Below are 21,396 nucleotides of genomic sequence, written 5' to 3'. Positions count from 1 at the left end.
CTCCTTCCCTACTCCGTGGAGACCGCTTCACTGTGTCCCGCCAGCGCCGCGCGCATCGTGTGCCACGCCAGGCTCGCGCACTTCACCCGCGCGGGGAACTCGCTCACGCCAGACAGCACCGCGAGCTTGCCCAGCGCGTCCAGGTCCACCGACTCCGGCCCTTCCGTCACCAGCTTGTGCACCAGCGCGAAGAGCGCCTCCGCCTCCTCGCGCGACTTGTCCTTCACCGCCCCCGTCATCAGCGACGCGGACGCGCGTGAAATCGCGCAGCCCTGCCCCTGGAAGCCGATGTCGCGGATGACGTCTCCCTCCATCTTCATCGTCACGGAGAGCTGGTCTCCGCACAGCGGGTTGTGCCCCGCCGCCTCGTGGTTGGCGCCCTCCACCACGCGGTAGTTGCGCGGCCGCTTCGAGTGCTCCAGCACCACCTCTTGATAGAGGTCCTTCAAGTCATCCGAGCCCGAGCTCATCCGAACACCTCCCTCACCTTGTGCAGCCCGCGCACGAGCGCGTCCACGTCCTCGCGCGTGTTGTAGAGCGCCAGCGACGCCCGCGCCGTCGCCGGCAGCTTGAAGTGCTGCATCACTGGCTGCGCGCAGTGGTGGCCCGTGCGGATGCAGATGCCCTCGCGGTCCAGGATGGTGCCCACGTCGTGCGGGTGGATGTCCTCCAGCGTGAAGGACAGCACGCCCGCCTTCTCGCGCGCCGTGCCGATGAGCCGCAGCCCCGGCACCGACTCCAGCGCGGCCGTCGCGTAGGCCATCATCTCCCGGTCGTGCTCGGCGATGGCGGACAGCCCCACGCCCTGCAGATACCGGATGGCGGCGGCCAGCCCCACCGCGCCCTCCAGGTTCGGCGTCCCCGCCTCGAAGCGGTGCGGCACGCGGTTGTACGTCACCTTCTCCATCGTCACGGAGAGGATCATGTCCCCGCCGCCCTGGTACGGAGGCATCGGCTCCAGTCGCTCCAGCCGCCCGTACAGCACGCCGATGCCCGTGGGGCCGAACGTCTTGTGCCCGCTGAAGGCGTAGAAGTCACAGCCCAGGTCCTGCACGTCGACGGGGAAGTGCGTCACCGACTGCGCCCCGTCCACCAGCACGGGGATGCCCTTCGCGTGCGCCCGGCGCGTCAGCTCCTTCACCGGGTTCACCGTGCCCAGCGCGTTGGACACGTGTGTCACCGCGAGGATGCGCGTCTTCTCCGTGAGCAGCGCGTCCACCGCGTCCATCACCAGCTCGCCCCGGTCATCCACCGGAATCACCTTGAGCGTGGCGCCGGTCTGCTCGCACAGCATCCGCCAGGGGACGATGTTGGCGTGGTGCTCCATCTGGGTGATGAGCACCTCGTCCCCGGCGCCGATGTGCTTGCGGCCGTAGGTCTGCGCGACGAGGTTGATGGCCTCGGTGGTGCCGCGCACGAAGATGATTTCGCGCGCGTCCCGGGCGTTGAGGAAGCCGCGCACCGTCTCGCGCGCGCCCTCGTAGGCCTCCGTGGCGCGCTCGGAGAGGATGTGGACGCCCCGGTGCACGTTGGCGTTGTCGTGCTGGTAGAAGCGGATGATGGCGTCGATGACCGCCTGCGGCTTCTGCGCCGTGGCCGCGCTGTCCAGGTAGACGAGGGGACGGCCCCGCACCTCCTGCCGCAGCAGGGGGAAGTCCGCGCGCACCTGCTGCACGTCGAACGTGCTCATGCCGTCACCTCCGTCCGGGCCGCGCCCGGCAACCGCTGGGCCAGCAGTGACTCCACGCTCGCGCGCACCGGCCCCTCCGGCACCGCCTCCACCAGCTCACGGGCGAAGGCATACGTGAGCAGCCGCTCCGCCTCCGCCTGGGGGATGCCTCGCGAGCGCAGGTAGAACAGCGCCTGCGCGTCCAGCCGCCCCACCGCCGCGCCGTGCGCGCACTTCACGTCGTCCGCGAGAATCTCCAACTGCGGCCGCGTGTCCGCCTGCGCGTGCTCGGACAACAGGAGGTTGCGGTTCTGCTGCCGCGCGTCCGTGCGCTGCGCGTCCTGCCGCACCTTCACCAGACCGTGGAACGTGCCGCGCGCCCGGTCATCCAGCACGCCCTTGTAAAGCTCGCGGCTGGAGCAGTCCGCCACCGCGTGGTCCAGCGCGGTGCGCACGTCCTGGTGCTGCGTCCCGCGCCCCACGTACAGGCCATTGAGGGTCGCGTCGCCACCCTTGCCCGCGAAGGAGACGTGCACCTCGTTGCGCGCCAGCACGCCGCCGAAGGCGAACGTGTGCGAGACGAAGCGGCTGTCGCGCCCCTGCTTCACATGCAGCCCGCCCACGTGCAGCGCGGCGTCCCCCTCCGACTGGAGGCGGTAGTGCTTCAGGCTGGCGTTATCCCCCAGCGTCACCTCGGTCACCGCGTTGGTGAACGTGGCCACGGGGCCTCCGCTCGCGCTGGCGTACGTCTCCACCAGCGTGCCCTCGCTGCCCTCCTCCGCGAGCACCAGCACGCGCGGGCTCGCCAGCACGGCGGCGTCTCCGCGCGTCAGGAAGACCAGCTGCACGGGCACCTCGCTCAGCGCGCCCTTCGACAGGTGCACCAGCGCCCCGTCCTCCAGCAGCGCCGCGTTGAGCGCCGTGAAGGCCTGCTCCGACGCCCGCGCCCGCTGCCCCAGATGGGCCTCGAGCAGCGCCGAGTCCTCCGTCAGCGCCGCGCCGAGCGGCTTCACCGTCAGCCCGCGCGGCAGCCCCGTCACGCTCGACAGCTCCGGAGCGAAGCGTCCGTCGACGAAGACCAGCCGGGGTCCACCGACGAGCGCGAGCCTGTCCACCACCGGCGCCAGCACCGCGCTGTCACGCAGCGCCGACACGGGCGTGAAGCCTCCCTCCGCGATGGGCGAGACGTTGGTGTACTTCCACGCCTCGTCCTTCGTCGTCGGCAGGCCCAGCCGCTCGAAGTGCGCGAGCCCCTCCTGACGCAGGGCACGCAGGAAGGCGGGCGCGCTCGCGGACTCCTTCTGGAAGCGCGAGGCGACGTCCAGGTAGCGCGTCATCGCCGGACCTCCCCGCCCTTCGGCGCCCCCTTGCCACCCTCCAGGCCCAGCCAGCCGTAGCCCTTCTCCTCCAGCTCCAGCGCCAGCTCGCGCCCGCCCGAGCGGACGATGCGGCCCGCCGCCATGACGTGCACCTTGTCCGGGACGATGTAGTCGAGCAGCCGCTGGTAGTGGGTGATGAGCACCATGCCGCGGTCCTTGGAGCGCAGGCCGTTCACGCCCCCCGCCACCGTGCGCAGCGCGTCGATGTCCAGGCCCGAGTCCGTCTCGTCGAGCACGGCGAGGCGCGGCTCCAGCACCGCCATCTGGAAGATTTCGTTGCGCTTCTTCTCGCCGCCGGAGAAGCCCTCGTTCACCGAGCGGTTCATGAAGGCCGCATCCAGTTGCACCAGCTTCGACTTCTCCTTGGCGAGTTGGAGGAAGTCCATCGCATCCAGCTCCTCCAGCCCCTTCACCCGGCGCTGCGCGTTGAGCGCCGTGCGCAGGAAGTGCAGGTTGCCCACGCCCGGAATCTCCACCGGGTACTGGAAGGCCAGGAACACGCCCTCCGCCGCGCGAGCCTCGGGCGACAGCTCCAGCAATGACTTGCCGTCGAGCAGCACCTCGCCTTGCGTCACCTCGTAGGCGTCACGCCCCGCGAGCACGCTCGCCAGCGTGCTCTTCCCCGAGCCGTTGGGCCCCATGATGGCGTGCACCTCACCGGCGCCCACCTCCAGGTCGATGCCCTTGAGGATGTCCTTGTCGCCCACGCGGGCGTGCAGATTCCGAACCGACAGCAGCGCCATGACCTACCCCACGCTCCCTTCCAGACTCACTCCGAGCAGCTTCTGCGCTTCCACCGCGAACTCCATGGGGAGCTCCTTGAAGACCTGCCGGCAGAAGCCATTCACAATCATCGACACCGCGTCCTCCTGGGAGATGCCGCGCTGCCTGCAATAGAAGAGCTGGTCCTCGCCAATCTTCGACGTGGAGGCCTCGTGCTCCACCTGCGCGGACGCGTTCTTCACCTCGATGTACGGCACCGTGTGGGCGCCGCACTTGTCACCCAGGAGCAGCGAGTCGCACTGCGTATAGTTGCGCGCGTCCTGGGCGCTCTTGAGCACCTTCACCAACCCCCGGTACGTGTTCTGTCCCCGGCCCGCGCTGATGCCCTTGGACACGATGGTGGAGCGGGTGTTCTTCCCGATGTGCACCATCTTCGTGCCCGTGTCCGCCTGCTGCAGGTTGTTGGTGAGCGCCACCGAGTAGAACTCGCCCACCGAGTCATCCCCCTTGAGGATGACGCTCGGGTACTTCCACGTAATGGCCGAGCCCGTCTCCACCTGCGTCCACGAAATCTTCGCCTTCTCGTGCGCGATGCCACGCTTGGTGACGAAGTTGTAGATGCCGCCCTTGCCCTCGGCGTCGCCGGGGTACCAGTTCTGCACCGTGGAGTACTTGATGGTGGCCCCCTTGAGCGCCACCAGCTCCACCACCGCCGCGTGCAGCTGGTTGGTGTCGCGCTGGGGCGCCGTGCAGCCCTCCAGGTAGCTCACGTAGGAGCCCTCGTCCGCGACGATGAGCGTGCGCTCGAACTGGCCCGTCTCCGCCGCGTTGATGCGGAAGTACGTGGACAGCTCCATGGGGCACCTCACCCCCTTGGGCACGTAGACGAACGAGCCGTCGCTGAACACCGCCGAGTTGAGCGCCGCGAAGAAGTTGTCCGAGTGCGGCACCACCGTGCCCAGGTACTTCTTGAGCAGCTCCGGGTGCTCGCGCACCGCCTCCGAGAACGAGCAGAAGATGACGCCCGCCTTGGCGAGCTTGTCCTTGAACGTCGTCGCCACGGACACCGAGTCGAACACCGCGTCCACCGCGACGTTCTGCAGGCGCTTCTGCTCCTCGAGCGGGATGCCGAGCTTCTCGTAGGTGCGCAGAATCTCCGGGTCCACCTCGTCCAGGCTGTCCTTCTTCGGCTTGAAGCGCGGCGCCGAGTAGTAGCTGATGGCCTGGTAGTCGATGGGGCGGTACGTCACCGCCTGCCACGTGGGCTCGCGCAGCGTGAGCCAGTGGCGGAAGGACTTCAGGCGCCACTCGAGCAGGAAGGCCGGCTCGCCCTTCTTCTCGGACAGCGCGCGGATGACGTCCTCGCTCAGGCCGGGCGGGAAGGTGTCCGCCTCCACGGCGGAGACGAAGCCCGCCGCGTACGGGCGGCGCGTCAGTTCCTGGAGGGTGTCGGTGGTCATGAGCGTGCTCCTGTCACGGATGAAGTCGTCGGGGGGGCGTTGGGGCTCGTGGGCCGAGAGGGCACGCCCAGGCCCACCAGCCGCTCGGGCATGCGCGGCGCCGGGGCGATGAGGTCCGCCAGCGTCAGGCGCGCCAGCGACTCCTGGATGGCCTGATTGATGAGGCGCCAGTGGCCGCGCACCTGGCACACCGCCTCCAGCTCACAGGGCGCGCCGCCGGTGGGGTGCACGCCACACTCGGTGAGCGACACCGGGCCCTCCAGCGAGGCCACCAGCTCCGCCAGCGACAGGGACGCCGGCGGCCGCGCCAGGCCATAGCCTCCGTTGGCGCCGCGGTGGGACACCACGAGGCCCGCTTGAAGCAGGCCCTTGAGCACCTTGCTGGCCGAGGGCAATGGCACACGGGTGCGTGCCGCCAGCTCGCGAGTGGTGCGGGTGCCACCCTCCGCGCGAGCCAGCTCGGTCATCAGCACGATGCCGTAGTCGGTCATCTTGCTCATCCGAAGCATGCGGGACGCTCTCTCCTCTCTGGGTCCATTCCCACGCGGGCCCTCCAGCCCGCCGGGGCGTCATATGTAATCTGGACCGTTTCAGTCCACATTGCATTTTGACGGAAGGCGGGCGGCCCTGCGGTTGGAGGGCTTCTGGGACAGGGCTAGGGTGAGGCCCTTGTCACCTGGAGGGAATCCGCCGATGCGTCATCTGCTGCTCCTGGCCACACTGGCACTGAGTCTGGCGGGCTGTGAGAAGAAGTCCGCGCCCACCCCCACCGACGCCCCGCCGAGCGGCCAGGCCACGGCTCCCCAAGGCTCCCAGGAGGGCACTCCAGCGCAGGCGCCCACCCAGCCGGGCGCTCAGGCGCAGGCGGATGGGGACTCGGGCCCCATCGTGGTGGGTGAGGTGGGCAGCCTCACGGGCAGTGAGGCCACGTTCGGCGTGTCGGCGCGCAACGGCATCGAGCTGGCGCTGGACGAGGCCAACGCGGCCGGCGGCGTGAAGGGCCGCAAGGTGGTGGTGCGCGTGTACGACAGCCAGGGGCGCCCGGAGGAAGGTGCGCAGGCGGCGACGCGGCTGATTACCCAGGACAAGGTGGTGGCGATTCTTGGCGAGGCGGCCTCGTCGGTGTCCATGGCGATGGCGGAGAAGGCGCAGGCGGGCAAGGTGCCCATGATTACGCCCACGTCGACGAGCGCCGAGGTGACGAAGAAGGGCGACTACATCTTCCGCGTCTGCTTCATCGACGAGTTCCAGGGCCTGGTGATGGCGAAGTTCGCGCGCGAGAACCTGAAGCTGTCGCGGGTGGCGGTGCTCACGGACAACAAGAGCGCGTTCTCCATGGGGCTCGCCAACGTCTTCACCGCGAAGTTCCAGGAGTTCGGCGGACAGGTGGTGGGGACGGAGAGCTACTCGAAGGGCGACACGGACTTCCGCGCGCAGCTGACGGCCATCAAGCAGTTGAAGCCGGAGGCGGTGTTCGTGCCGGGCTACTACACGGACGTGGGCATCATCGCGCGGCAGGCGCGCGAGGTGGGGCTGAAGGTGCCGCTGCTCGGCGGCGACGGGTGGGACTCCGACAAGCTGTTCGAGCTGGGCGGCTCCGCGCTGGAGGGCAGCTACTTCTCCAACCACTACTCGCCGGGCAACCCGGACCCGGTGCTCCAGTCGTTCCTGGCGCGCTACAAGGCCCGCTACGGCAGCGTGCCGGACAGCGTGGCGGCGCTGGCGTACGACGCGGGCCGGGTGCTGGTGGAGGCGATGAAGCGCGCGCCGGACCTGAGCGGCCCGTCGCTGCGCGACGCCATCGCGGCGACGAAGGACTTCCCGGGCGTTGCGGGGCGCATCACGCTGGACGTCAACCGCGACGCGGTGAAGGAGGCCGTCGTGCTGAAGGTCGCCGGCGGCAAGGCGGAGTTCGTCACCACCGTGACGCCGTAGCGGTGACGCGTGCCCGGTCCCCCTCCCTCACGGGATGGGGGACTGGATGACGTAGTAGATGGAGTTGAAGTAGCGGTGCAGCGCGTTGAGGAGCTGGACCAGGAAGGGCCAGCCCACCGTGGTGATGCCGAGCAAGGCGGCGGAGACGACGGCGTACTCCACCATGGATTGGCCTCGGCGATTGCGACGCGTGAGCGAGGCCATCAGCACTTCCCCGGCTGCTGGCAGCCCATGTAGTACTCGCCGCGCGCTTGCGCCGTGGCCTGGTTGTTGTTGGCTTCCCAGTCGCGCCACTCGTTGTTGAAGTAGGTGCCGGCACCATCGCCCTGGTCGATGCGCTGGGTGGGCGCGTTGCTTCCAGTCTGGGCCTTGATGGAAATGCTCACGTTGCGCGGGTCATCTCCGGCATCGTTGTCCAGTTGCAGGGAGGTATCGAGCAACTTCCGTTGGATGGCCTGCCGGACCAGTTGCTCCGCGGCGGGAGACATCTGAGTGAAGCCCGAGTTCTCCTGGCTCGAATAGATGTGAGCCACGCGCACGTAGACGTTGGTCGGCTCGGTGTCCTTCACGCCAGGCTCCGTGTTCTGCGGCGTCGTCAGCGCCCACGTGTCGGTGACCAGGGCGATGCGCTCCCAAGGGAGGTAGTAGGTATCCTTGCTTCGATCGCCCTTGGCCTCCGCGTTGTCGTGGACATCGCCATCCTTGTGCTCCTTCGCGAGGTCGACCTGGGAGAACTCCTGGAGGAAGGTGGTGGGGAGCAGGTAGTTCTGGACGCCGCTGCGCGACGAGCATCGGATGAGCCCACCTCGATTGAACTGGCGCATGTACGAGGCATGCAGCGTCACCCCGTAGCTTCCGACAGCGTTCTGGTCGACCGTGCACTCCACCTGCTGCGCCTCGGGATGCATCCAGCAGGCATGTGCTACCAATTCCTGATGGTGATGCATGGTCCGCAGCCGACACTCGGGAGGGTCGGTCTGATAGCTGTCGATTCCCGACTCATGGTCGCAATACATCTGCCGCGCGAGTCCCTGTGTCTGGCCGAAACCCGCGAAGGCCTCTCCCCCCGTCGGCTCCGCCGCGTAATCCGACACGGCGTAGTCCCAGATGGTGGACAGCGCGGTCTCCTGGGCGTCCAACGTGTGGCGCAGGAGGTCATCCAGGAAGATGGCGTACATGAAGACGGGGATGATGACGAGCATGCACAGCGCCGTCTCCACCGCGGCTGAGCCCCGAGCGCACCTCGTCCCTCGTCGCGTCCGAGTCCTCACAGCGACACCCCCGGTGCATCCGCGATGGTCGACGCATCGGAGTTGCCCGAATCCTCGAGAACCCGCTTCGCCTCGGGCGCCGTGAAGGGGTGCAACTTGGCGCGCCAGTAGGGGGAGAAGAGGTTGGGCGCCTCCGTCCAGCCTCCCTGCTTGAAGCGGTGGTAGTACACGAGCGACTTGGACATGGCGGTGCCATCGGCCGCCGACAACGTCAGGCTCCCCCTGCCCTGCCCGCCGTGCTGGAACCTGACGGAGCGCGAGCTGTTGAGCTCCCAGGGCGCCGTCTGAGGGTCCCCTACGTTCAGCCTCATCGAGTAGTAGCTGTAGACCCGGGGCTGCCCCCAGTCGCGCGCAGAGCTCGGGTTCGCGCGGTACTTCATGAAGCAGTTGCCCGAGCCGGCGCACGACGTGAGCGCCTTCGTGTTCGTCCCCTCGAAGCGGTGTTGCCCCACATGCTGCCGACCGCCGTTCTCGTGACCTCCACCATTGGCGTCACTCCAGACGACGGTGTCGTAGTCCGAGGACACCAGGTTGTGCTTCCACTGGTGTTGGACGGAGCCCTTCTCGGCGCCGGCGATGGTGGTGCCCTGGTTTCCACTCCTCGAGCCCTCGCTGAAGACCCTGGACTTGTTCTGCACCGCCTTGGCGGAGCCGTCGTGCTGGAGCACCGTGTAATTGCCCTCGCCCGGGATGTCCTTGAGCTTCTTGAGGAAGTCCGGGTGAAGATGCTTGGGTGGCTTGCCATTGCGGTTGGCAGGCCAGTCCGAGCGGCTCGCATTCCCGATCTCCGTGACCACGCGGGCACGCGCCTCGGGCGACGTGTTGGCGACACTTCCCTGGCACTCCATGCCATCCACGGCGCAGTTGAACTCGTTGGCGTTCAGGCTCCCGACCGCCGATGCCAGCTCACTGACATTGGGGGCGGTATCCCCCTTGAGTCTGGACAAGCCATGGCTCGAGCCATCCTTGACGGCCTGGAGGGTCTTCTCATGCACTTCCCGCTGGGACGTATGGATGTTGTCGACCATGAGGTCCATGCCTTGCATCGCCGTACGGAAGCTCGGTTCGAGGCCGCGGACGTTGCTGTCGACCATCAGCGCATCCTTTTCGAACCGATTGGCGATCTTCTCGGCATCAGCGGCATGCTTGCAGTGGTCACACGAGAAGCGGCAGGCGACGCACAAGGCCATCTCGATACGGAAGATCTTGTCGAAGTTGTCCTTGCCCGCCCGCAGCATCTCGCCCGTGACACTCGCGGCGGCCATATAGCCGTGCAGGCTGTTCATCGCCACGTAGGAGCCGGCGATGGCCCGGTTGCTGACCGCGTAGTAGTTGAGCGCCCGGGCCTCCAGCACCGCCATGGAGAACGACATGGAGTCACTATGTTGCTGCAGGCTCATCTTCTGCCGCAGCGCATGACTCAAGTTGAAGCTGAGCGTCACCATCAACGCCAGCACCAGGAAGGACAAGGAGCCCAGCACGATGGCCTGCCCGCGCTGGCGGCGCAGCCCTGGCCGGCTCAGTAGGAGAACGGGAAGAGGCATGCGTTCCTCGAGGGGATGTCCGACGTATTGAGATACAGATTCGACTGCATCCGCATGGTGTAGGTGGCACGGATGGGAGCGATGTAGACCCCCTTCGATGCCGCACCTTCGTAGGGCCCCTCTCCCGTGGAGACGCTCCCGAACCTGCGCTGAGCCACCTTGGACCGTTCATCGTCCTTCACCTGCCCCAACCGCAGCGACATGTGCAGGTCCCGCCCCCGTGCGGCGTAGTAGATGACCCGGTCCGCGAACGGAATGATGAGCCTGTAGTTGAACGTCACCTGCACGCGAAGCTTGGTGCGTTGGCTCTGTCGCCAATTGTCGGAGGTGGCATTGTCGGGGTCGTCGAAGTCCAGCTCGCCACTCCCACCGCCCAGGTCCTCGCGGGTGGGCCCGCAGATGGTGACCTCGGCGTACTTCAGGCCAACCTTGTCCATCCGGTTGCCCGCCATCTCGTTCCACTTGTCCGTGAACTCCTGGCCACTGCCCACCGGACGCACATACTCGATGCCGTCGGGTCCCTCAGCGCGCTTGGCCAGCATCGGCAGGAGCACGGCGACCGCGGCCTTCTCCATCTCCGCGACGCTGGCATTGTGGATGGAGCCAGCCCGCACCGCCTTGTAGGCCGCGTACTTCGTGAGCAGCCGCGCCTGGTGCATCAGCCCGAGCTGCAGGATGCCCAGGATGAGGAACACGAAGAGCGGCAGGACAACCGCGGTCTCCACCGCGGACTGCCCGGACTGCGCCCTCGCGGGATGTGAGCGGAAGGGGCATCGCATCCATCAATCACTACCACGCACACGGAAACAGCCACAAAGCCAGGGGCTCAAATCTCCCATTCCTGGCCTGCAATGTCCTGCGCCGCACACCCATGACAACCACACATTGGGACGAACCCACTCCAGCAGCCCGCCTGCCCGCCCGCAGCTCGAAGACTGTCTTTCGGGAAACCCGTAAGGATTCACCGTCCACCCTCCAGACAGGCAGCGCCCCTACGGAATGGGCGACTGGATGACGTAGTAGATGGAGTTGAAGTAGCGGTGCAGCGCGTTGAGCAGTTGCACGAGGAACGGCCAGCCCATCACGGTGAAGCCCATCAGCGCCGCGGTGACGACGGCGTACTCCACCATGGCCTGGCCGCGAGGCTTGCGTCGGTTCAGCACGGCCATCAGCACTTCCCCGGCTGCTTGCAGCCCATGTAGTAGTTGCCCCGCTGCCGCGCGGTGGCCTGGTTGTTGTTCACCTCCCAGTCGCGCCACTCGTTGTTGAAGTAGGTGGCGGGGGTCAGCCCCTGGATGACGATTTGCGACGGGGCGCCGCCGTTCTGCGGCTGGATGGAGAGGCTGACGTCACGCGGGTCGTCGCCGGGGGTGTGGTTGAGCGCCAGGCTGGAGGCGAGCAGGTTGCGGTCGATGGCCTGTTTGACGAGCTCCTCGGAGGCGGACGCCATCTGCGGGTAGCCCGAGTTCTCCTGGTTCGAGTAGAGCTGCTGCACGCGCGCGTAGAGGTCACCCTCCTCCTTCTGTCCCTCCCCGGGCGAGAAGCTCTGGCCCTTGGTGAGGGCCCACGTGTCCGTCACCAGCGCGATGTACTCCCACGGGAGCAGGTAGGTGTCCTTCTCGCTCCCTCCCTGGGAGTTGCTGTGGACCTGCCCCTTGTTCTGCTTCTGCTCCTTCGCGAGGTCCACCTGCGAGAACTCCTGGAGGAACGTCGTGGGGAGCAGGTAGTTCTGGACGCTGCTGCGCGCCGAGCAGCGGATGAGCCCTCCCTTGTTGAACTGCCGCATGTAGGCGGCGTGCAACGTGACGCCGTAGCTCCCGACAGCGTTCTGGTCCACCGAGCAGTACACCTGCTTGGCCTCCGGATACAGCCAGCACGCATGGGCCACCACATCCTGGTGGTGGCGCACGTCGTTGTCGCACTCGGGCCCCTTGCCGGGGCCGTAGCTGTCCAGCCCCGATTCGTGGTCACAGAACATCTGCCGGGCCAGGCCCTGCGTCTGACCGAAGTTCGCGAAGGCCTCACCGCCCTCCGGCCTGGCCGCGTAGTCCGACACCGCGTAATCCCAGACGGTGGACACCACGGTCTCCTGGGCGTCCAGGACGTGCTTCAACAGGTCGTCCAGGAAGATGGCGTACATGAACACGGGGATGATGACGAGCATGCACAGCGCCGTCTCCACCGCGGCCGAGCCTCGCGCGAGGCGGCTCCCAGTCCTGGCGCTCACAGCGACACCTCCGGCGCCTCGACGATGGCGACCGCGTCCGAGTTGCCCGCCTCCTCCAGCACCTTCTTCGCCTCATCGGGCTTGAACGGATGCAGCTTCACGCGCCAGTAGGGCGCGAAGAGGTTGGGGGGCTCCGACCAGCCGCCCTGCTTGAAGCGGTGGTAGTAGACCAGGGACTTCGACAGGCTCATGCCATCGGCCGCGGACAGCGTCAGGCTGCCGGTGCCCTGCTCGCCATGCGTGAACTTCACGCTGCGGGAGTTGTTGAGTTCCCAGGGGGCCTCGCGCGGGTTCCCCACGTTCAGCTTCATCGTGTAATAGCTGTAGACGCGCGGCTGGCCCCAGTCGCGTTCCGAGTCGGGGTTGGCGCGGTACTTCATGAAGCAGTTGCCCGAGCCGGCGCACGACGTGAGCGCCTTCGCGTTCGTCCCCTCGAAGCGATGCTGCCCCGAGTGCGCCATCAGCACCGTGTGGCCTCCGCCCCTGTCGTCGCTCCAGATGTTGGCCAGGTAGGGCGCGGTCGCCGGGATGGCGTCCTCCCACGACAGTTGGGCGAGGGCCCCCGTCTCGTTGGCCGCCACGGTGGTGCCCTGGTTGCCCCCCATCTGCCCCGGCAGGTAGACGCCCAGCATGTTCTGCACCGTCTTCGACGAGCCGAAGTGACCGACGAACTGGTGCGTCCCCTTGTTGTTGGGGATGGTCTTGAACTCCTCGAGGAACTTCTCGTGCAGGTGGTTGGGCGGCAGGCCCTTGCGGTTGGCGGGCCAGGCCGAGCGACTCGCGTTGCCAATCTCCGTCACCACGCGCGCGCGCGCCTCGGGCGAGGTGTTCGCCACGCTGCCCTGGCACTCCATCCCGTCCACGGCGCAGTTGAACTCGTTGGCGTTGAGCGCCCCCACCCCCGACGCCAGGTCGCTGACCTCCGGCACCGTCTGCGTCTTCAGCAGGGAGAGGCCATGGCTCGAGCCGTCCTTCACCGCCTGCAGCGTCTTCTCATGCACCTCCCACTGCGAGGTGTGGATGTTGTCCACCATGAGGTCCAGGCCCTCCATGGCGTTCTTGAACTTGCCCTCCAGGCCCCGGACGTCCCGGTCGTACATCAAGGACTGCTTGGCGAACTTGGCGGCGATCTGCCCCGCCTCGACGGCGTGCTGGCAGCAGGGGCACTTCCCCTGACAGGCGGCGCACTTGGCGGCCTCGGAGGCGGCGATGGCCGTGAAGTTCACCCCGCCCGCGCGCAGCATCTCGCCGGTGACGCTCGCGGCCGCCATGTACGCGTGCAGGCTGTTCATCGCCACGTAGGAGCCGGCGATGGCCCGGTTGCTGACCGCGTAGTAGTTGAGCGCGCGCGCCTCCAGCACGCCCATGGAGAACGCCATCGCGTCGCCGTGCTGCTGCAGGGACATCTTGCGGCGCAGCGCGTGGCTCAGGTTGAAGCTCAGCGTCACCATCAACGCGAGGACGAGGAACGACAGCGAGCCCAGGACGATGGCCTGCCCGCGAGGAGAGCGGCGACGCGGCCGGCGACTCAGTATGCGAACGGGAAGAGGCATGCGTTCCTCGAGGGCAGGTCGTCGGTGTTGGTGTAGAGGTTCGACTGCATCCGCATGGTGTAGGTGGCGCGGATGGGGGCGATGTAGATGCGCTTGGACGCGGCGGCGTCGTAGGGGCCCTCGCCGGTGGAGGCGCTCCCGAACTTCCGGACGGCCACCTTGCTCTTCTCCGTGCCCTTCACCTCGCCCATGCGAATCACCATGGGCATGTCGCGGGCGCGCGCGGCGTTGAAGATGACCCAGTCCGCGAACGGGACGACCAGCCGGAAGTTGAACGTGACCTGGATGCGCAGCTTGGTGCGGTGGCTCTGCTTCCAGTCAGCGGAGGTGGCGTTGTCCGGGTCGTCGAAGTCCACCTCGCCGCCGCTCCCGCCCGCGTCCGCCTTCGTCGGCCCGCAGATGGTGACCTCGGCGTACTTCAGCTCCGTGTCCGCCATCTTGTTGTCCTTGAGCTCCTTCCACTTGTCCGCGAACTGCTGCCCGCTGCCCACCGGCCGCACGTACTCGATGCCCCCCTGGCCGGACGCGCGCTGGGCGAGCATGGGCAGCAGCACGGCGACGGCCGCCTTCTCCATCTCCCGCACGTTCGCGTTGTGGATGGAGCCAGCCCGCACCGCCTTGTAGGCCGCGTACTTCGTGAGCAGCCGCGCCTGGTGCATCAGCCCGAGCTGCAGGATGCCCAGGATGAGGAACACGAAGAGCGGCAGGACAATCGCGGTCTCCACCGCGGACTGCCCGGACTGCGCCCTCGCGGGATGTAAGCGGAAGGAGCATCGCATCCATCAATCACTACCACGCACGCAGAAAGAACCACAAAAGCCGAGGATTCGATTCTTCCGCCCCTGACTGGGAATGTCCTGCGCCTCACACCAATGACAGTCATGAATGGACAAAGCCATCCCGGCCTCCCCGCCTGCCTGCCCGCAGCCCCATCAAACAAATACAGGCATCCGCCTCGGGGGAATCCACGACACAACGACGCCTCCGCGACACTTCATCGCCCTGGAGGGCAGTGAGGTGGCTGTCTTTCGGAAAACACGTAAGGGCTTCCCGTCCGCCCTCCAGGCAGGCAGCGCCCACGCGAGCGAACGCGAATCAACCTGACGGGAATGAAACAGCCCGGTCGAATCCAGCGCGCGAGGAGCGCGCGACTCGTCCCGGGCCACGGGTACCGCCAGCGCCTCTACGGAATCGGCGACTGGATGACGTAATAGATGGAGTTGAAGTACCGGTGCAGCGCGTTGAGCAGCTGCACGAGGAACGGCCAGCCCATCACGGTGAAGCCCATCAGCGCCGCGGTGACGACGGCGTACTCCACCATCGACTGGCCCCGGGCACGCCCCTGCTTCCTCAGCGACTTCTCCACCACGGCCTCCTTCATGGCACAGCCCCGCGCTGCAGCAGCGACAACTGGAGCTCCACGCCCGGCTCGGGCAGCTTCAGGCGCAGCGTGGCGCGACCCATCGTCGTCCCCCGCGTCACCTCGAACCCGATGCCCCCGGCGTCCATCGGCTCCACCGCGCCCACCTCCCAGCCCTTCTCCTTCAACAGCGCCCGGTACGTCTCCCCCACCACCTGGGGGGAGTCTCCCGGAAGCCTGCCCGACACCACGTGGTGCGCCGCGCCCTCCATGTCGAAGGACAGCGTCACCGGCTCGCTCAGCTCCGGCGGCAGCGGCATCCATGACGGCACCTTCGAGGCCCGCTTGAGCAGCGGCGCCACCTGCCCCGCCGACACGAAGCCCAGGGTCTCCCCGCCCTGCGCCAGCACGGACACCAGCCGCATCTCCTCCGTGGCCGGGCTCCAGTACCCCACCCAGCCGCCGTTCACCCCGTGCCGCTCGCCGAGCACCGGCAGCCCGTTGTCGAGCAGCACCTTGCGGTAGTGCTCCAGCACCTGCTCGGGCGTGTCCTGTGTGGTGAACCAGGCCACCGCGATGGGCACGTCCGGCCCCAGGTAGTCCACCGCGAGCAGCTCCGCGCGGCTCGCGCGCGGGTACGCCGGGAAGTGCACCAGCGCCCGCTTCAGCGCCGCCTCCTCCGCGGGCGAGCGGCCCGGCGCCTTCGCCGGAGGCGCGTCATCCAACGAGGGCGGAGGAGACCACTCCTCGGACACGTCCCGCCGCCCGTAGACGGCTCCCTCCCAGGCGAAGCCGATCAACGCGCCCACCACGGCCACGGAGAACAGCAGCGCGGGCACGCGAATGACCAGGCTCGACGACTTGGGCATCAGCAGCGCTCCGCCTGGGCGCAGCCCAGGTAGTTGTTCCCTCGCGCGTTGTGCGTCTTCTCGTTGTTGTTGCGGTCCCAGTCCCGCCACTCGCTGTTGAAGTACGTGGCGCTGCCGCCATTCTGGTTCATCGTCTGTGTCGGGCCGCCGCTGGACGGGAACGGGACGATGGAGAGGCTCGCCTCGCGCGGGTCATCCCCCGGCGGCATGTCATCCAGGCGGATGTCGCTGCTGAGCACCTCCTGCGTGGCCTCGTTGACGAACGCCTCCGCGGCCGAGGACATCTGCTCGTAGGCCGGGTTGTCCCCGCTCTTGTAGATCTGCGACACGCGCGCGTAGAGGTTCTCCTGGTCGCTGTCCTCGGTGCCCGGCTCGTAGCGGGCCTCCTTGGTCAGCGCCCAGGTGTCCGTCACGATGGCGATGCGCTCCCAGGGCAGCAGGTAGACATCGCCCGCGAGGCCCCGCGGGTCGTCCTGCAAATCACCGCCCTGCGCGTTGCTGTGGATGCCGTCGCTCTTCTTCTTCGTCTGGCGCGCCAGGTTCACCTGGCTGAAGTCCTGGAGGAAGGTGCGCGGCAACAGGTAGTTCTGCACGCCCAGGCGCGCCGAGCAGCGGATGACGCCGCCCTTGCCGAAGTCATCCATGTACGCCTGGTGCAGCGTCACGTTGTACGCGCCCGCGGGCCCACCACCGCCGCCGCCGTTCGGGTCCGCCTGGTTCAGCGTGCACTGCACCTGCTGCGCGCCCGGGTTGAGCCAGCACGCGTGCGCGGTGACTTCGGCGTGGTGGCCCTCGTCGTTCTCGCACTCGGGGCCCTTGCCGGGGCCGAAGCTGTCCAGGCCCGACTCGTGGTCGCAGTACTGGAGGCGCGCGTAGTACTGGGCGCCGTTGAAGCCATAGAAGGGCTCTTCCGCGCCGCCCTCGGGCGGAGGGTTCTTGGGCTTGGTCGGATAGTCCTGGACGGCGTAGTCCCAGATGGTCGACAGCGCCGTCTCTTGCGAGTCCAGCGTGTGCCTCAGCAGGTCATCGACGAAGAGCGCGTACATGAACACGGGGATGATGACGAGCATGCACAGCGCCGTCTCCACCGCGGCCGCGCCGCGCCTCGCGCGTTGTCCATAAGTCTTCACAGGGCCACCCCGTCCACCTGGGACATCTGCGCCGCGTCCGAGTTGCCCGCCGCGTCCAGCACCTGCTGCGCATCCCCCTTGGTGAAGGGGTGCAGCTTGGCGCGCCAGTAGGGCGCGAAGAGGTTGGGCGCCTCCTTCCAGCCCTCCTCGCCGAAGCGGTGGTAGTAGACCAGGGACTTGGACATGGCCATGCCCTCGGTGGCCGCCACGGTGAGGCTGCCCTGGCCCTGCTGTCCGTGGGTGAGGCGCACCTGCGCGGACGAGTTGAGCTCCCACGGCGCCTGGCGCGTGTTGCCCACGCGGAAGGGCATGGACACGTAGCTGTAGACGCGCGGCTGGCCCCAGTCCCGGTCCGGGTCCGGGTTGGCGCGGAACTTCATGAAGCAGTTGCCGGAGCCCGCGCAGCCGGTGAGCGCGCGCGTGTTGACGCCCTCGAAGCGGTGCTGGCCGGAGTGCGCGCCGTTGTTCACGTGGCCACCGCCGCCGTCGTCGCTCCAGACCTCCGACTTGAAGTTGCTGGTGCCCACGCCGTGCTCCCAGCGGTGGAAGATGTTGCCCTCGTCCGACGCGGCCACCATGGTGCCGTCGTTGCCGCCGGACTGGCCGCCCTGGGTGAGCTGCCCCTTGCTCTTCACCGTCTTGGCGGTGCCCTTGGTGCCCGAGATGAGCTTCGTCGCCTCGTTGTCCGGAATCTCGTCCAGCTCATCGAAGAACTGCGAGTTGAGGTACTTGGGCAGGTTGGCGGACGCGCCTGCGCCGGGGCTGTCGCGGTTGGCGGGCCAGCCCGAGCGCGTGGCGTTGGCGATCTCCGTCATCACCCGCGCGCGGGCCTCGGGCGAGGTGTTGCTCTCGCTGCCCTGGCACTCCATGCCGTCCACGGCGCAGTTGAACTCGTTGGCGTTGATGGAGCCCACCGCGGAGACCAAATCCGTGGCGAGCGGCGCGGTGTAGTCGCGCAGCTGCCCCAGGCCGTGGCTCCTGCCGTCCTTCACCGCCTGGAGCGTCTTGTCGTGGACCTCGCGCTGGGCGGTGTGGATGTTGTCCACCATCAGGTCCAGGGCCTCCATGGCTTGACGGAAGTTGGACTCGAAGGCCTCCACCTTGTCGTCGTAGTCCTTGCCCGCGTCGCGGAAGTCGCCGGAAATCTTGAACGCCTCCGCCATGTGCTCGCAGTGGTCGCACATGAACTCGCAGGCGACGCACAGGCCGAACTCAATCATGGCGATCTGCATGAAGTTGTTCGACGACGCGCGCATCATCTGGCCGGTGAGGCTGGCGGCGGACATGTACGCGTGCAGGCTGTTCATCGCCACGTAGGAGCTGGCGATGGCCCGGTTGCTGACGGCGTAGTAGTTGAGCGCGCGCGCCTCCAGCACGGCCATGGAGAACGACAGCGTGTCGCTGTGCTGCTGCAGGGACATCTTGCGGCGCAGCGCGTGGCTCAGGTTGAAGCTCAGCGTCACCATCAGCGCCAGGACGAGGAACGACAACGAGCCCAGGACGATGGCCTGCCCGCGCTGGCGGCGGCGGGCGGGCCGGCTCAGTAGGAGAACGGGAAGAGGCATGCGTTGCTCGCGGGCAGGGCGTTGGCGCCCAGGTACAGGTTGGACTGCATCCGCATGGTGTACGTGGTGCGGATGGGCATGATGTAGATGCCCTGGGAGGCGGCGCTCTCGTAGGGGCCCTCGCCCGTGGCGGCGCCGCCGAAGCGACGGGTGGACGTCTTGGATTGCTCCTCCGCCTTCATCTTCCCCATGCGCATCAGCATGGGCACCTCGCGGCCGCGCGCGGCCTTGTAGATGACCCAGTCCGCGAACGGCACCACCAGTCGGTAGTTGAGCGTCAGCTGGATGCGCAGCTTGGTGCGGTGGTTCTCCCGCCAGCCGTCCGGGTGGATGTTGTCCGGGTCGTCGAAGTCGAACTCACCGCCGCCGGACACCTCCTCCTGCGTGGGGCCGCAGATGGTGACCTCGGCGTACTTGAGGTTCGCCCCGGGCATCTGGTTGTTCTTCAGCTCCTCGAACTTGGTCTCGAACTCCTGGGCGCTGCCGACGGGCTTGACGACCTCGATGCCCGCCTCGCCCGAGGTCCGGGTGCTGAGGATGGGCAGGAGCACCGCGAGCGCGGCGGCCTCCATGGTCTCCACCTTGGCGTTGTGCAGCGAGCCGGCGCGCACGGCCTTGTACGCGGCGTACTTCGCGAGCAGCCGCGCCTGGTGCATCAGCCCCAGCTGCAACGTGCCCAGGATGAGGAACACGAACAGCGGCAGGACGATGGCGGACTCCACCGCGGCCTGGCCTGATTGGGCCCTTGTGGGGACGGAACGCATCCAGCCTCGCTTCAGGAGCGGCACCCCACCGGGGGCTGCCGCCGGACGACAACAGGGTTGCACGGACCTTTAGATCTCGCGAATGAAGGGCCCGTTGTTGCGAGCCCCGTCCCCCCCTCTGGGAGCATCCCTCTCCTTGGGAGAAAATGCCGTGCGCGAAAGAGCTGTTCGGCCAGATGACCGATGGGTCCCCGGAAAACTCTCAGCGCCTGGAAAAGCGGGTGACGTGAAGAGACATCCATGCACCGCTCGGACGGCTGCTTTCGGGGGGGATTGACCGGGCTAGCGGCGGCGGGCCATCTCCTGGATGAGTTCCACGTAGCGGCGGTTCTTGGGGTTGAGCTTGAAGGCCTTGCGCAGGGCCTCGTCGGCCAGGGCCCACTGGCCCTCGCCCTGGGCCACCTCGCCCAGCAAGGCCCAGCCATCCTCCAGGCCGGGCTCCTGGCGGACCACCTCCTGGAGCTCCTGGAGGGCCAGCCGGCCGTGGGACTCGGGCTTCATCAGATACCGGGCCCAGGCGCGCCAGGCGTGGTGCAGGGGCTTGGGCTCGATGTCGCAGGCGTACTCGAAGTACTCGAACGCGCCGGCGTACTGCTTGTCGTTGAGGCGGCGGCGGGCCTCGTCGAACTGCGTCCTGGCGTCGAGCAAATCCGTGCGGATGCGGAACTGCTCGGCGGTGGAGGGGCGCCCGGTGGCGGTGCGCTCCTTCTCGCGGTGGGCGGCGCGGCGCTTCCGCCACAGGAGGTTCTGCTCCGCGTCGGACAGGGTGCCATAGGCGCGGGCGTAGGCGGCGAGCAGGGACTCGGCCTTCTCCTTGAGCTCGGGCGTCTGGAAGCGCAGGGGTGAGAAGCGCTCGGCCCAGGCGAGGAAGGCCCGGCGCAGCGGCAGGGGCTGCACGTCCTCGGGCACCTCCAGCAGCGCGAAGGGGTCCTTGGCGCGGTGCGCGAGGAAGGCCGACACCAGCGCGTCGCGCGTGGGCACGTCCTCGTCGCTGAAGGGCAGGCCCCGGGCGGCGACGGGCTCGGGCGCCACGGGCTCGGGAGGCGGGGCGGCCACGGGCACCGCGCGCGAGGACAGCTCCACGGCCCGGGCGTCCACGTCCTCTACGAAGCCCGCGACGCCCAGCAGGCACAGCGCGTACAGGCGGCGCAGGACGGTCTCCATGTCGAAGCCCGTGCGCTCCATCAGCTCGTTGAAGGTGGGGCGCTGGCGCAGCTGCTGGAGCAGCCGGGCGTCCTTGGACGACAGCTTGGGGCCCGACTCCACGGCGGGCATCTGCCCGAAGCGGCGCTCGTCGGTGAAGGTGAAGTGGGTGGCCACCGCGTCGAAGGGCATCACGCCCTCCACGCCCGTGAGGATGAGCTGCGCGGTGTTCATCCGCACGCTCGCGTCGGGCGTCTCCACGTCCGCGATGAGGCGGTACTTCGCGTCCACCCACCGGAAGCAGTCGAGCAGCTTGTGCGCCAGGTTCGCCTGCAGCTGCTTGTACAAGTCGAACGGGCTGATGAGCCCCTTCTGCACCAGCAGCCCGCCCATCTGCATGCCCGAGGAGACGCTCTCCGCCAGCGACTTCTGGTAGTCGGCCTCGGACAGCTTGCCCTTCTCCACCAGGTACTTCCCCAACGTCTCGTGGAGCAGGTTGGACTGGCACGCCACGGGCGAGCCTTCCTCGAAGAGGATGCGCTTCTCGCGCTGGCGCACCTTCAGCTCCAGCGTGCACGTGCGCTCCTCGGCCATCAGCGCCTGGAGCAGCAGCGGGAAGGGCGTGTCCGCGAGCAATCCCTCGCGCTGCCGGAGCACCTGCGACGGGGAGGGAAACATGGAGCGGGGGCCTCGGCTGTGGACGCGGGGAGGGACGACGTCTTGAAGCCTACGCCCGTCCCGCCACTCCAGACATCCCCCGGCCCCAGGGCCCTTCACCAGGAGGTCCGAACAGCGAGCGGACCG

Annotated in this window: 21 protein-coding genes; 1 reads left to right on the top strand and 20 read right to left on the bottom strand. The window is 67.9% G+C overall.

Annotated features, from left to right (window positions below):
• Window positions 1–8: 8 nt before the first annotated feature.
• From sufU to AC6JA9_RS06700, 6 genes are read right to left on the bottom strand one after another with little or no spacing between them, the layout of a single operon-like run.
• Window positions 9–470 carry a Fe-S cluster assembly sulfur transfer protein SufU gene (sufU, locus tag AC6JA9_RS06725; protein ID WP_141327708.1) on the bottom strand — a complete coding sequence of 154 codons (462 nt, stop codon included), beginning with the start codon at window positions 468–470 and terminating at the stop codon, window positions 9–11.
• A complete protein-coding gene (locus AC6JA9_RS06720) occupies window positions 467–1,690 on the bottom strand; it encodes a SufS family cysteine desulfurase (protein ID WP_497959292.1) in 1,224 nt (407 codons plus the stop codon). Before AC6JA9_RS06720 ends, sufU begins: the two co-directional genes overlap by 4 nt.
• Window positions 1,687–3,006, bottom strand: coding sequence for a Fe-S cluster assembly protein SufD (sufD, locus tag AC6JA9_RS06715; RefSeq protein ID WP_497959290.1), 1,320 nt, complete (start codon window positions 3,004–3,006; stop codon window positions 1,687–1,689). Before sufD ends, AC6JA9_RS06720 begins: the two co-directional genes overlap by 4 nt.
• Window positions 3,003–3,791 (bottom strand): Fe-S cluster assembly ATPase SufC, encoded by a 789-nt coding sequence (gene sufC, locus AC6JA9_RS06710; RefSeq protein ID WP_223783403.1) that lies wholly within the window; start codon window positions 3,789–3,791, stop codon window positions 3,003–3,005. Before sufC ends, sufD begins: the two co-directional genes overlap by 4 nt.
• A 3-nt stretch (window positions 3,792–3,794) precedes the next feature.
• A complete protein-coding gene (gene sufB / locus AC6JA9_RS06705) occupies window positions 3,795–5,231 on the bottom strand; it encodes a Fe-S cluster assembly protein SufB (RefSeq protein WP_141327701.1) in 1,437 nt (478 codons plus the stop codon).
• Window positions 5,228–5,740 carry an SUF system Fe-S cluster assembly regulator gene (locus tag AC6JA9_RS06700; protein ID WP_223746232.1) on the bottom strand — a complete coding sequence of 171 codons (513 nt, stop codon included), beginning with the start codon at window positions 5,738–5,740 and terminating at the stop codon, window positions 5,228–5,230. Before AC6JA9_RS06700 ends, sufB begins: the two co-directional genes overlap by 4 nt.
• Before the next feature lie 184 nt (window positions 5,741–5,924).
• Between AC6JA9_RS06700 and AC6JA9_RS06695 the strand changes: the two genes are divergently transcribed.
• On the top strand, window positions 5,925–7,166 hold the full coding sequence (locus AC6JA9_RS06695; protein ID WP_497959289.1) for an ABC transporter substrate-binding protein: 1,242 nt from the start codon (window positions 5,925–5,927) through the stop codon (window positions 7,164–7,166).
• A gap of 27 nt (window positions 7,167–7,193) precedes the next feature.
• Here the strand turns inward: AC6JA9_RS06695 and AC6JA9_RS06690 are convergent, their stop codons facing one another.
• The 14 genes from AC6JA9_RS06690 to AC6JA9_RS06625 all read right to left on the bottom strand — a co-directional run bounded on the left by AC6JA9_RS06690 (window position 7,194) and on the right by AC6JA9_RS06625 (window position 21,270).
• Window positions 7,194–7,370 carry a hypothetical protein gene (locus tag AC6JA9_RS06690; RefSeq protein ID WP_194869318.1) on the bottom strand — a complete coding sequence of 59 codons (177 nt, stop codon included), beginning with the start codon at window positions 7,368–7,370 and terminating at the stop codon, window positions 7,194–7,196.
• Window positions 7,370–8,368: a hypothetical protein gene (locus tag AC6JA9_RS06685; protein ID WP_223746230.1), complete on the bottom strand. Its 999-nt coding sequence runs from the start codon at window positions 8,366–8,368 to the stop codon at window positions 7,370–7,372. Before AC6JA9_RS06685 ends, AC6JA9_RS06690 begins: the two co-directional genes overlap by 1 nt.
• A 65-nt stretch (window positions 8,369–8,433) precedes the next feature.
• Window positions 8,434–9,981, bottom strand: a complete 1,548-nt coding sequence (locus AC6JA9_RS06680; RefSeq protein WP_497959288.1) for a TadE/TadG family type IV pilus assembly protein — start codon at window positions 9,979–9,981, stop codon at window positions 8,434–8,436.
• A complete protein-coding gene (locus tag AC6JA9_RS06675; RefSeq protein WP_223746228.1) occupies window positions 9,957–10,760 on the bottom strand; it encodes a TadE/TadG family type IV pilus assembly protein in 804 nt (267 codons plus the stop codon). Before AC6JA9_RS06675 ends, AC6JA9_RS06680 begins: the two co-directional genes overlap by 25 nt.
• 213 nt (window positions 10,761–10,973) lie before the next feature.
• Window positions 10,974–11,150, bottom strand: a complete 177-nt coding sequence (locus tag AC6JA9_RS06670) for a hypothetical protein (protein WP_223746227.1) — start codon at window positions 11,148–11,150, stop codon at window positions 10,974–10,976.
• Complete coding sequence (locus tag AC6JA9_RS06665; RefSeq protein WP_223746226.1) at window positions 11,150–12,208, bottom strand: hypothetical protein; 1,059 nt, start codon at window positions 12,206–12,208, stop codon at window positions 11,150–11,152. Before AC6JA9_RS06665 ends, AC6JA9_RS06670 begins: the two co-directional genes overlap by 1 nt.
• Window positions 12,205–13,761 (bottom strand): hypothetical protein, encoded by a 1,557-nt coding sequence (locus tag AC6JA9_RS06660; protein ID WP_497959287.1) that lies wholly within the window; start codon window positions 13,759–13,761, stop codon window positions 12,205–12,207. Before AC6JA9_RS06660 ends, AC6JA9_RS06665 begins: the two co-directional genes overlap by 4 nt.
• Window positions 13,737–14,540 (bottom strand): TadE/TadG family type IV pilus assembly protein, encoded by an 804-nt coding sequence (locus AC6JA9_RS06655; protein ID WP_223746224.1) that lies wholly within the window; start codon window positions 14,538–14,540, stop codon window positions 13,737–13,739. The genes AC6JA9_RS06660 and AC6JA9_RS06655 overlap by 25 nt, the downstream gene beginning before the upstream one ends.
• Before the next feature lie 404 nt (window positions 14,541–14,944).
• Window positions 14,945–15,127, bottom strand: coding sequence for a hypothetical protein (locus AC6JA9_RS06650; RefSeq protein ID WP_141327720.1), 183 nt, complete (start codon window positions 15,125–15,127; stop codon window positions 14,945–14,947).
• Between the two features lie 11 nt (window positions 15,128–15,138).
• Window positions 15,139–15,990: a hypothetical protein gene (locus AC6JA9_RS06645; RefSeq protein ID WP_223746222.1), complete on the bottom strand. Its 852-nt coding sequence runs from the start codon at window positions 15,988–15,990 to the stop codon at window positions 15,139–15,141.
• Window positions 15,990–17,120, bottom strand: coding sequence for a hypothetical protein (locus tag AC6JA9_RS06640; RefSeq protein ID WP_223746221.1), 1,131 nt, complete (start codon window positions 17,118–17,120; stop codon window positions 15,990–15,992). The genes AC6JA9_RS06645 and AC6JA9_RS06640 overlap by 1 nt, the downstream gene beginning before the upstream one ends.
• Entirely contained in the window at window positions 17,117–18,685 is a 1,569-nt protein-coding gene (locus AC6JA9_RS06635; protein WP_141327687.1) for a hypothetical protein, read from the bottom strand. Before AC6JA9_RS06635 ends, AC6JA9_RS06640 begins: the two co-directional genes overlap by 4 nt.
• Window positions 18,661–19,449, bottom strand: coding sequence for a TadE/TadG family type IV pilus assembly protein (locus tag AC6JA9_RS06630; protein WP_223746220.1), 789 nt, complete (start codon window positions 19,447–19,449; stop codon window positions 18,661–18,663). The genes AC6JA9_RS06635 and AC6JA9_RS06630 overlap by 25 nt, the downstream gene beginning before the upstream one ends.
• 282 nt (window positions 19,450–19,731) lie before the next feature.
• Entirely contained in the window at window positions 19,732–21,270 is a 1,539-nt protein-coding gene (locus AC6JA9_RS06625; protein ID WP_223746219.1) for a DUF4388 domain-containing protein, read from the bottom strand.
• Window positions 21,271–21,396: the final 126 nt, after the last annotated feature.

This window comes from Myxococcus sp. MH1, from assembly GCF_059738865.1.
The sequence above is the reverse complement of the archived record's forward strand: the minus strand, read 5'-3'. Positions and strand labels throughout refer to the sequence as shown.

Coding starts and splice junctions, on each gene's coding strand:
- sufU (WP_141327708.1), bottom strand. CDS start 470: ATGAGCTCGGGCTCGGATGACTTGAAGGACCTCTATCAAGAGGTGGTG.
- AC6JA9_RS06720 (WP_497959292.1), bottom strand. CDS start 1,690: ATGAGCACGTTCGACGTGCAGCAGGTGCGCGCGGACTTCCCCCTGCTG.
- sufD (WP_497959290.1), bottom strand. CDS start 3,006: ATGACGCGCTACCTGGACGTCGCCTCGCGCTTCCAGAAGGAGTCCGCG.
- sufC (WP_223783403.1), bottom strand. CDS start 3,791: ATGGCGCTGCTGTCGGTTCGGAATCTGCACGCCCGCGTGGGCGACAAG.
- sufB (WP_141327701.1), bottom strand. CDS start 5,231: ATGACCACCGACACCCTCCAGGAACTGACGCGCCGCCCGTACGCGGCG.
- AC6JA9_RS06700 (WP_223746232.1), bottom strand. CDS start 5,740: ATGCTTCGGATGAGCAAGATGACCGACTACGGCATCGTGCTGATGACC.
- AC6JA9_RS06695 (WP_497959289.1), top strand. CDS start 5,925: ATGCGTCATCTGCTGCTCCTGGCCACACTGGCACTGAGTCTGGCGGGC.
- AC6JA9_RS06690 (WP_194869318.1), bottom strand. CDS start 7,370: ATGGCCTCGCTCACGCGTCGCAATCGCCGAGGCCAATCCATGGTGGAG.
- AC6JA9_RS06685 (WP_223746230.1), bottom strand. CDS start 8,368: ATGCTCGTCATCATCCCCGTCTTCATGTACGCCATCTTCCTGGATGAC.
- AC6JA9_RS06680 (WP_497959288.1), bottom strand. CDS start 9,981: ATGCCTCTTCCCGTTCTCCTACTGAGCCGGCCAGGGCTGCGCCGCCAG.
- AC6JA9_RS06675 (WP_223746228.1), bottom strand. CDS start 10,760: ATGCGATGCCCCTTCCGCTCACATCCCGCGAGGGCGCAGTCCGGGCAG.
- AC6JA9_RS06670 (WP_223746227.1), bottom strand. CDS start 11,150: ATGGCCGTGCTGAACCGACGCAAGCCTCGCGGCCAGGCCATGGTGGAG.
- AC6JA9_RS06660 (WP_497959287.1), bottom strand. CDS start 13,761: ATGCCTCTTCCCGTTCGCATACTGAGTCGCCGGCCGCGTCGCCGCTCT.
- AC6JA9_RS06655 (WP_223746224.1), bottom strand. CDS start 14,540: ATGCGATGCTCCTTCCGCTTACATCCCGCGAGGGCGCAGTCCGGGCAG.
- AC6JA9_RS06645 (WP_223746222.1), bottom strand. CDS start 15,990: ATGCCCAAGTCGTCGAGCCTGGTCATTCGCGTGCCCGCGCTGCTGTTC.
- AC6JA9_RS06635 (WP_141327687.1), bottom strand. CDS start 18,685: ATGCCTCTTCCCGTTCTCCTACTGAGCCGGCCCGCCCGCCGCCGCCAG.
- AC6JA9_RS06630 (WP_223746220.1), bottom strand. CDS start 19,449: ATGCGTTCCGTCCCCACAAGGGCCCAATCAGGCCAGGCCGCGGTGGAG.
- AC6JA9_RS06625 (WP_223746219.1), bottom strand. CDS start 21,270: ATGTTTCCCTCCCCGTCGCAGGTGCTCCGGCAGCGCGAGGGATTGCTC.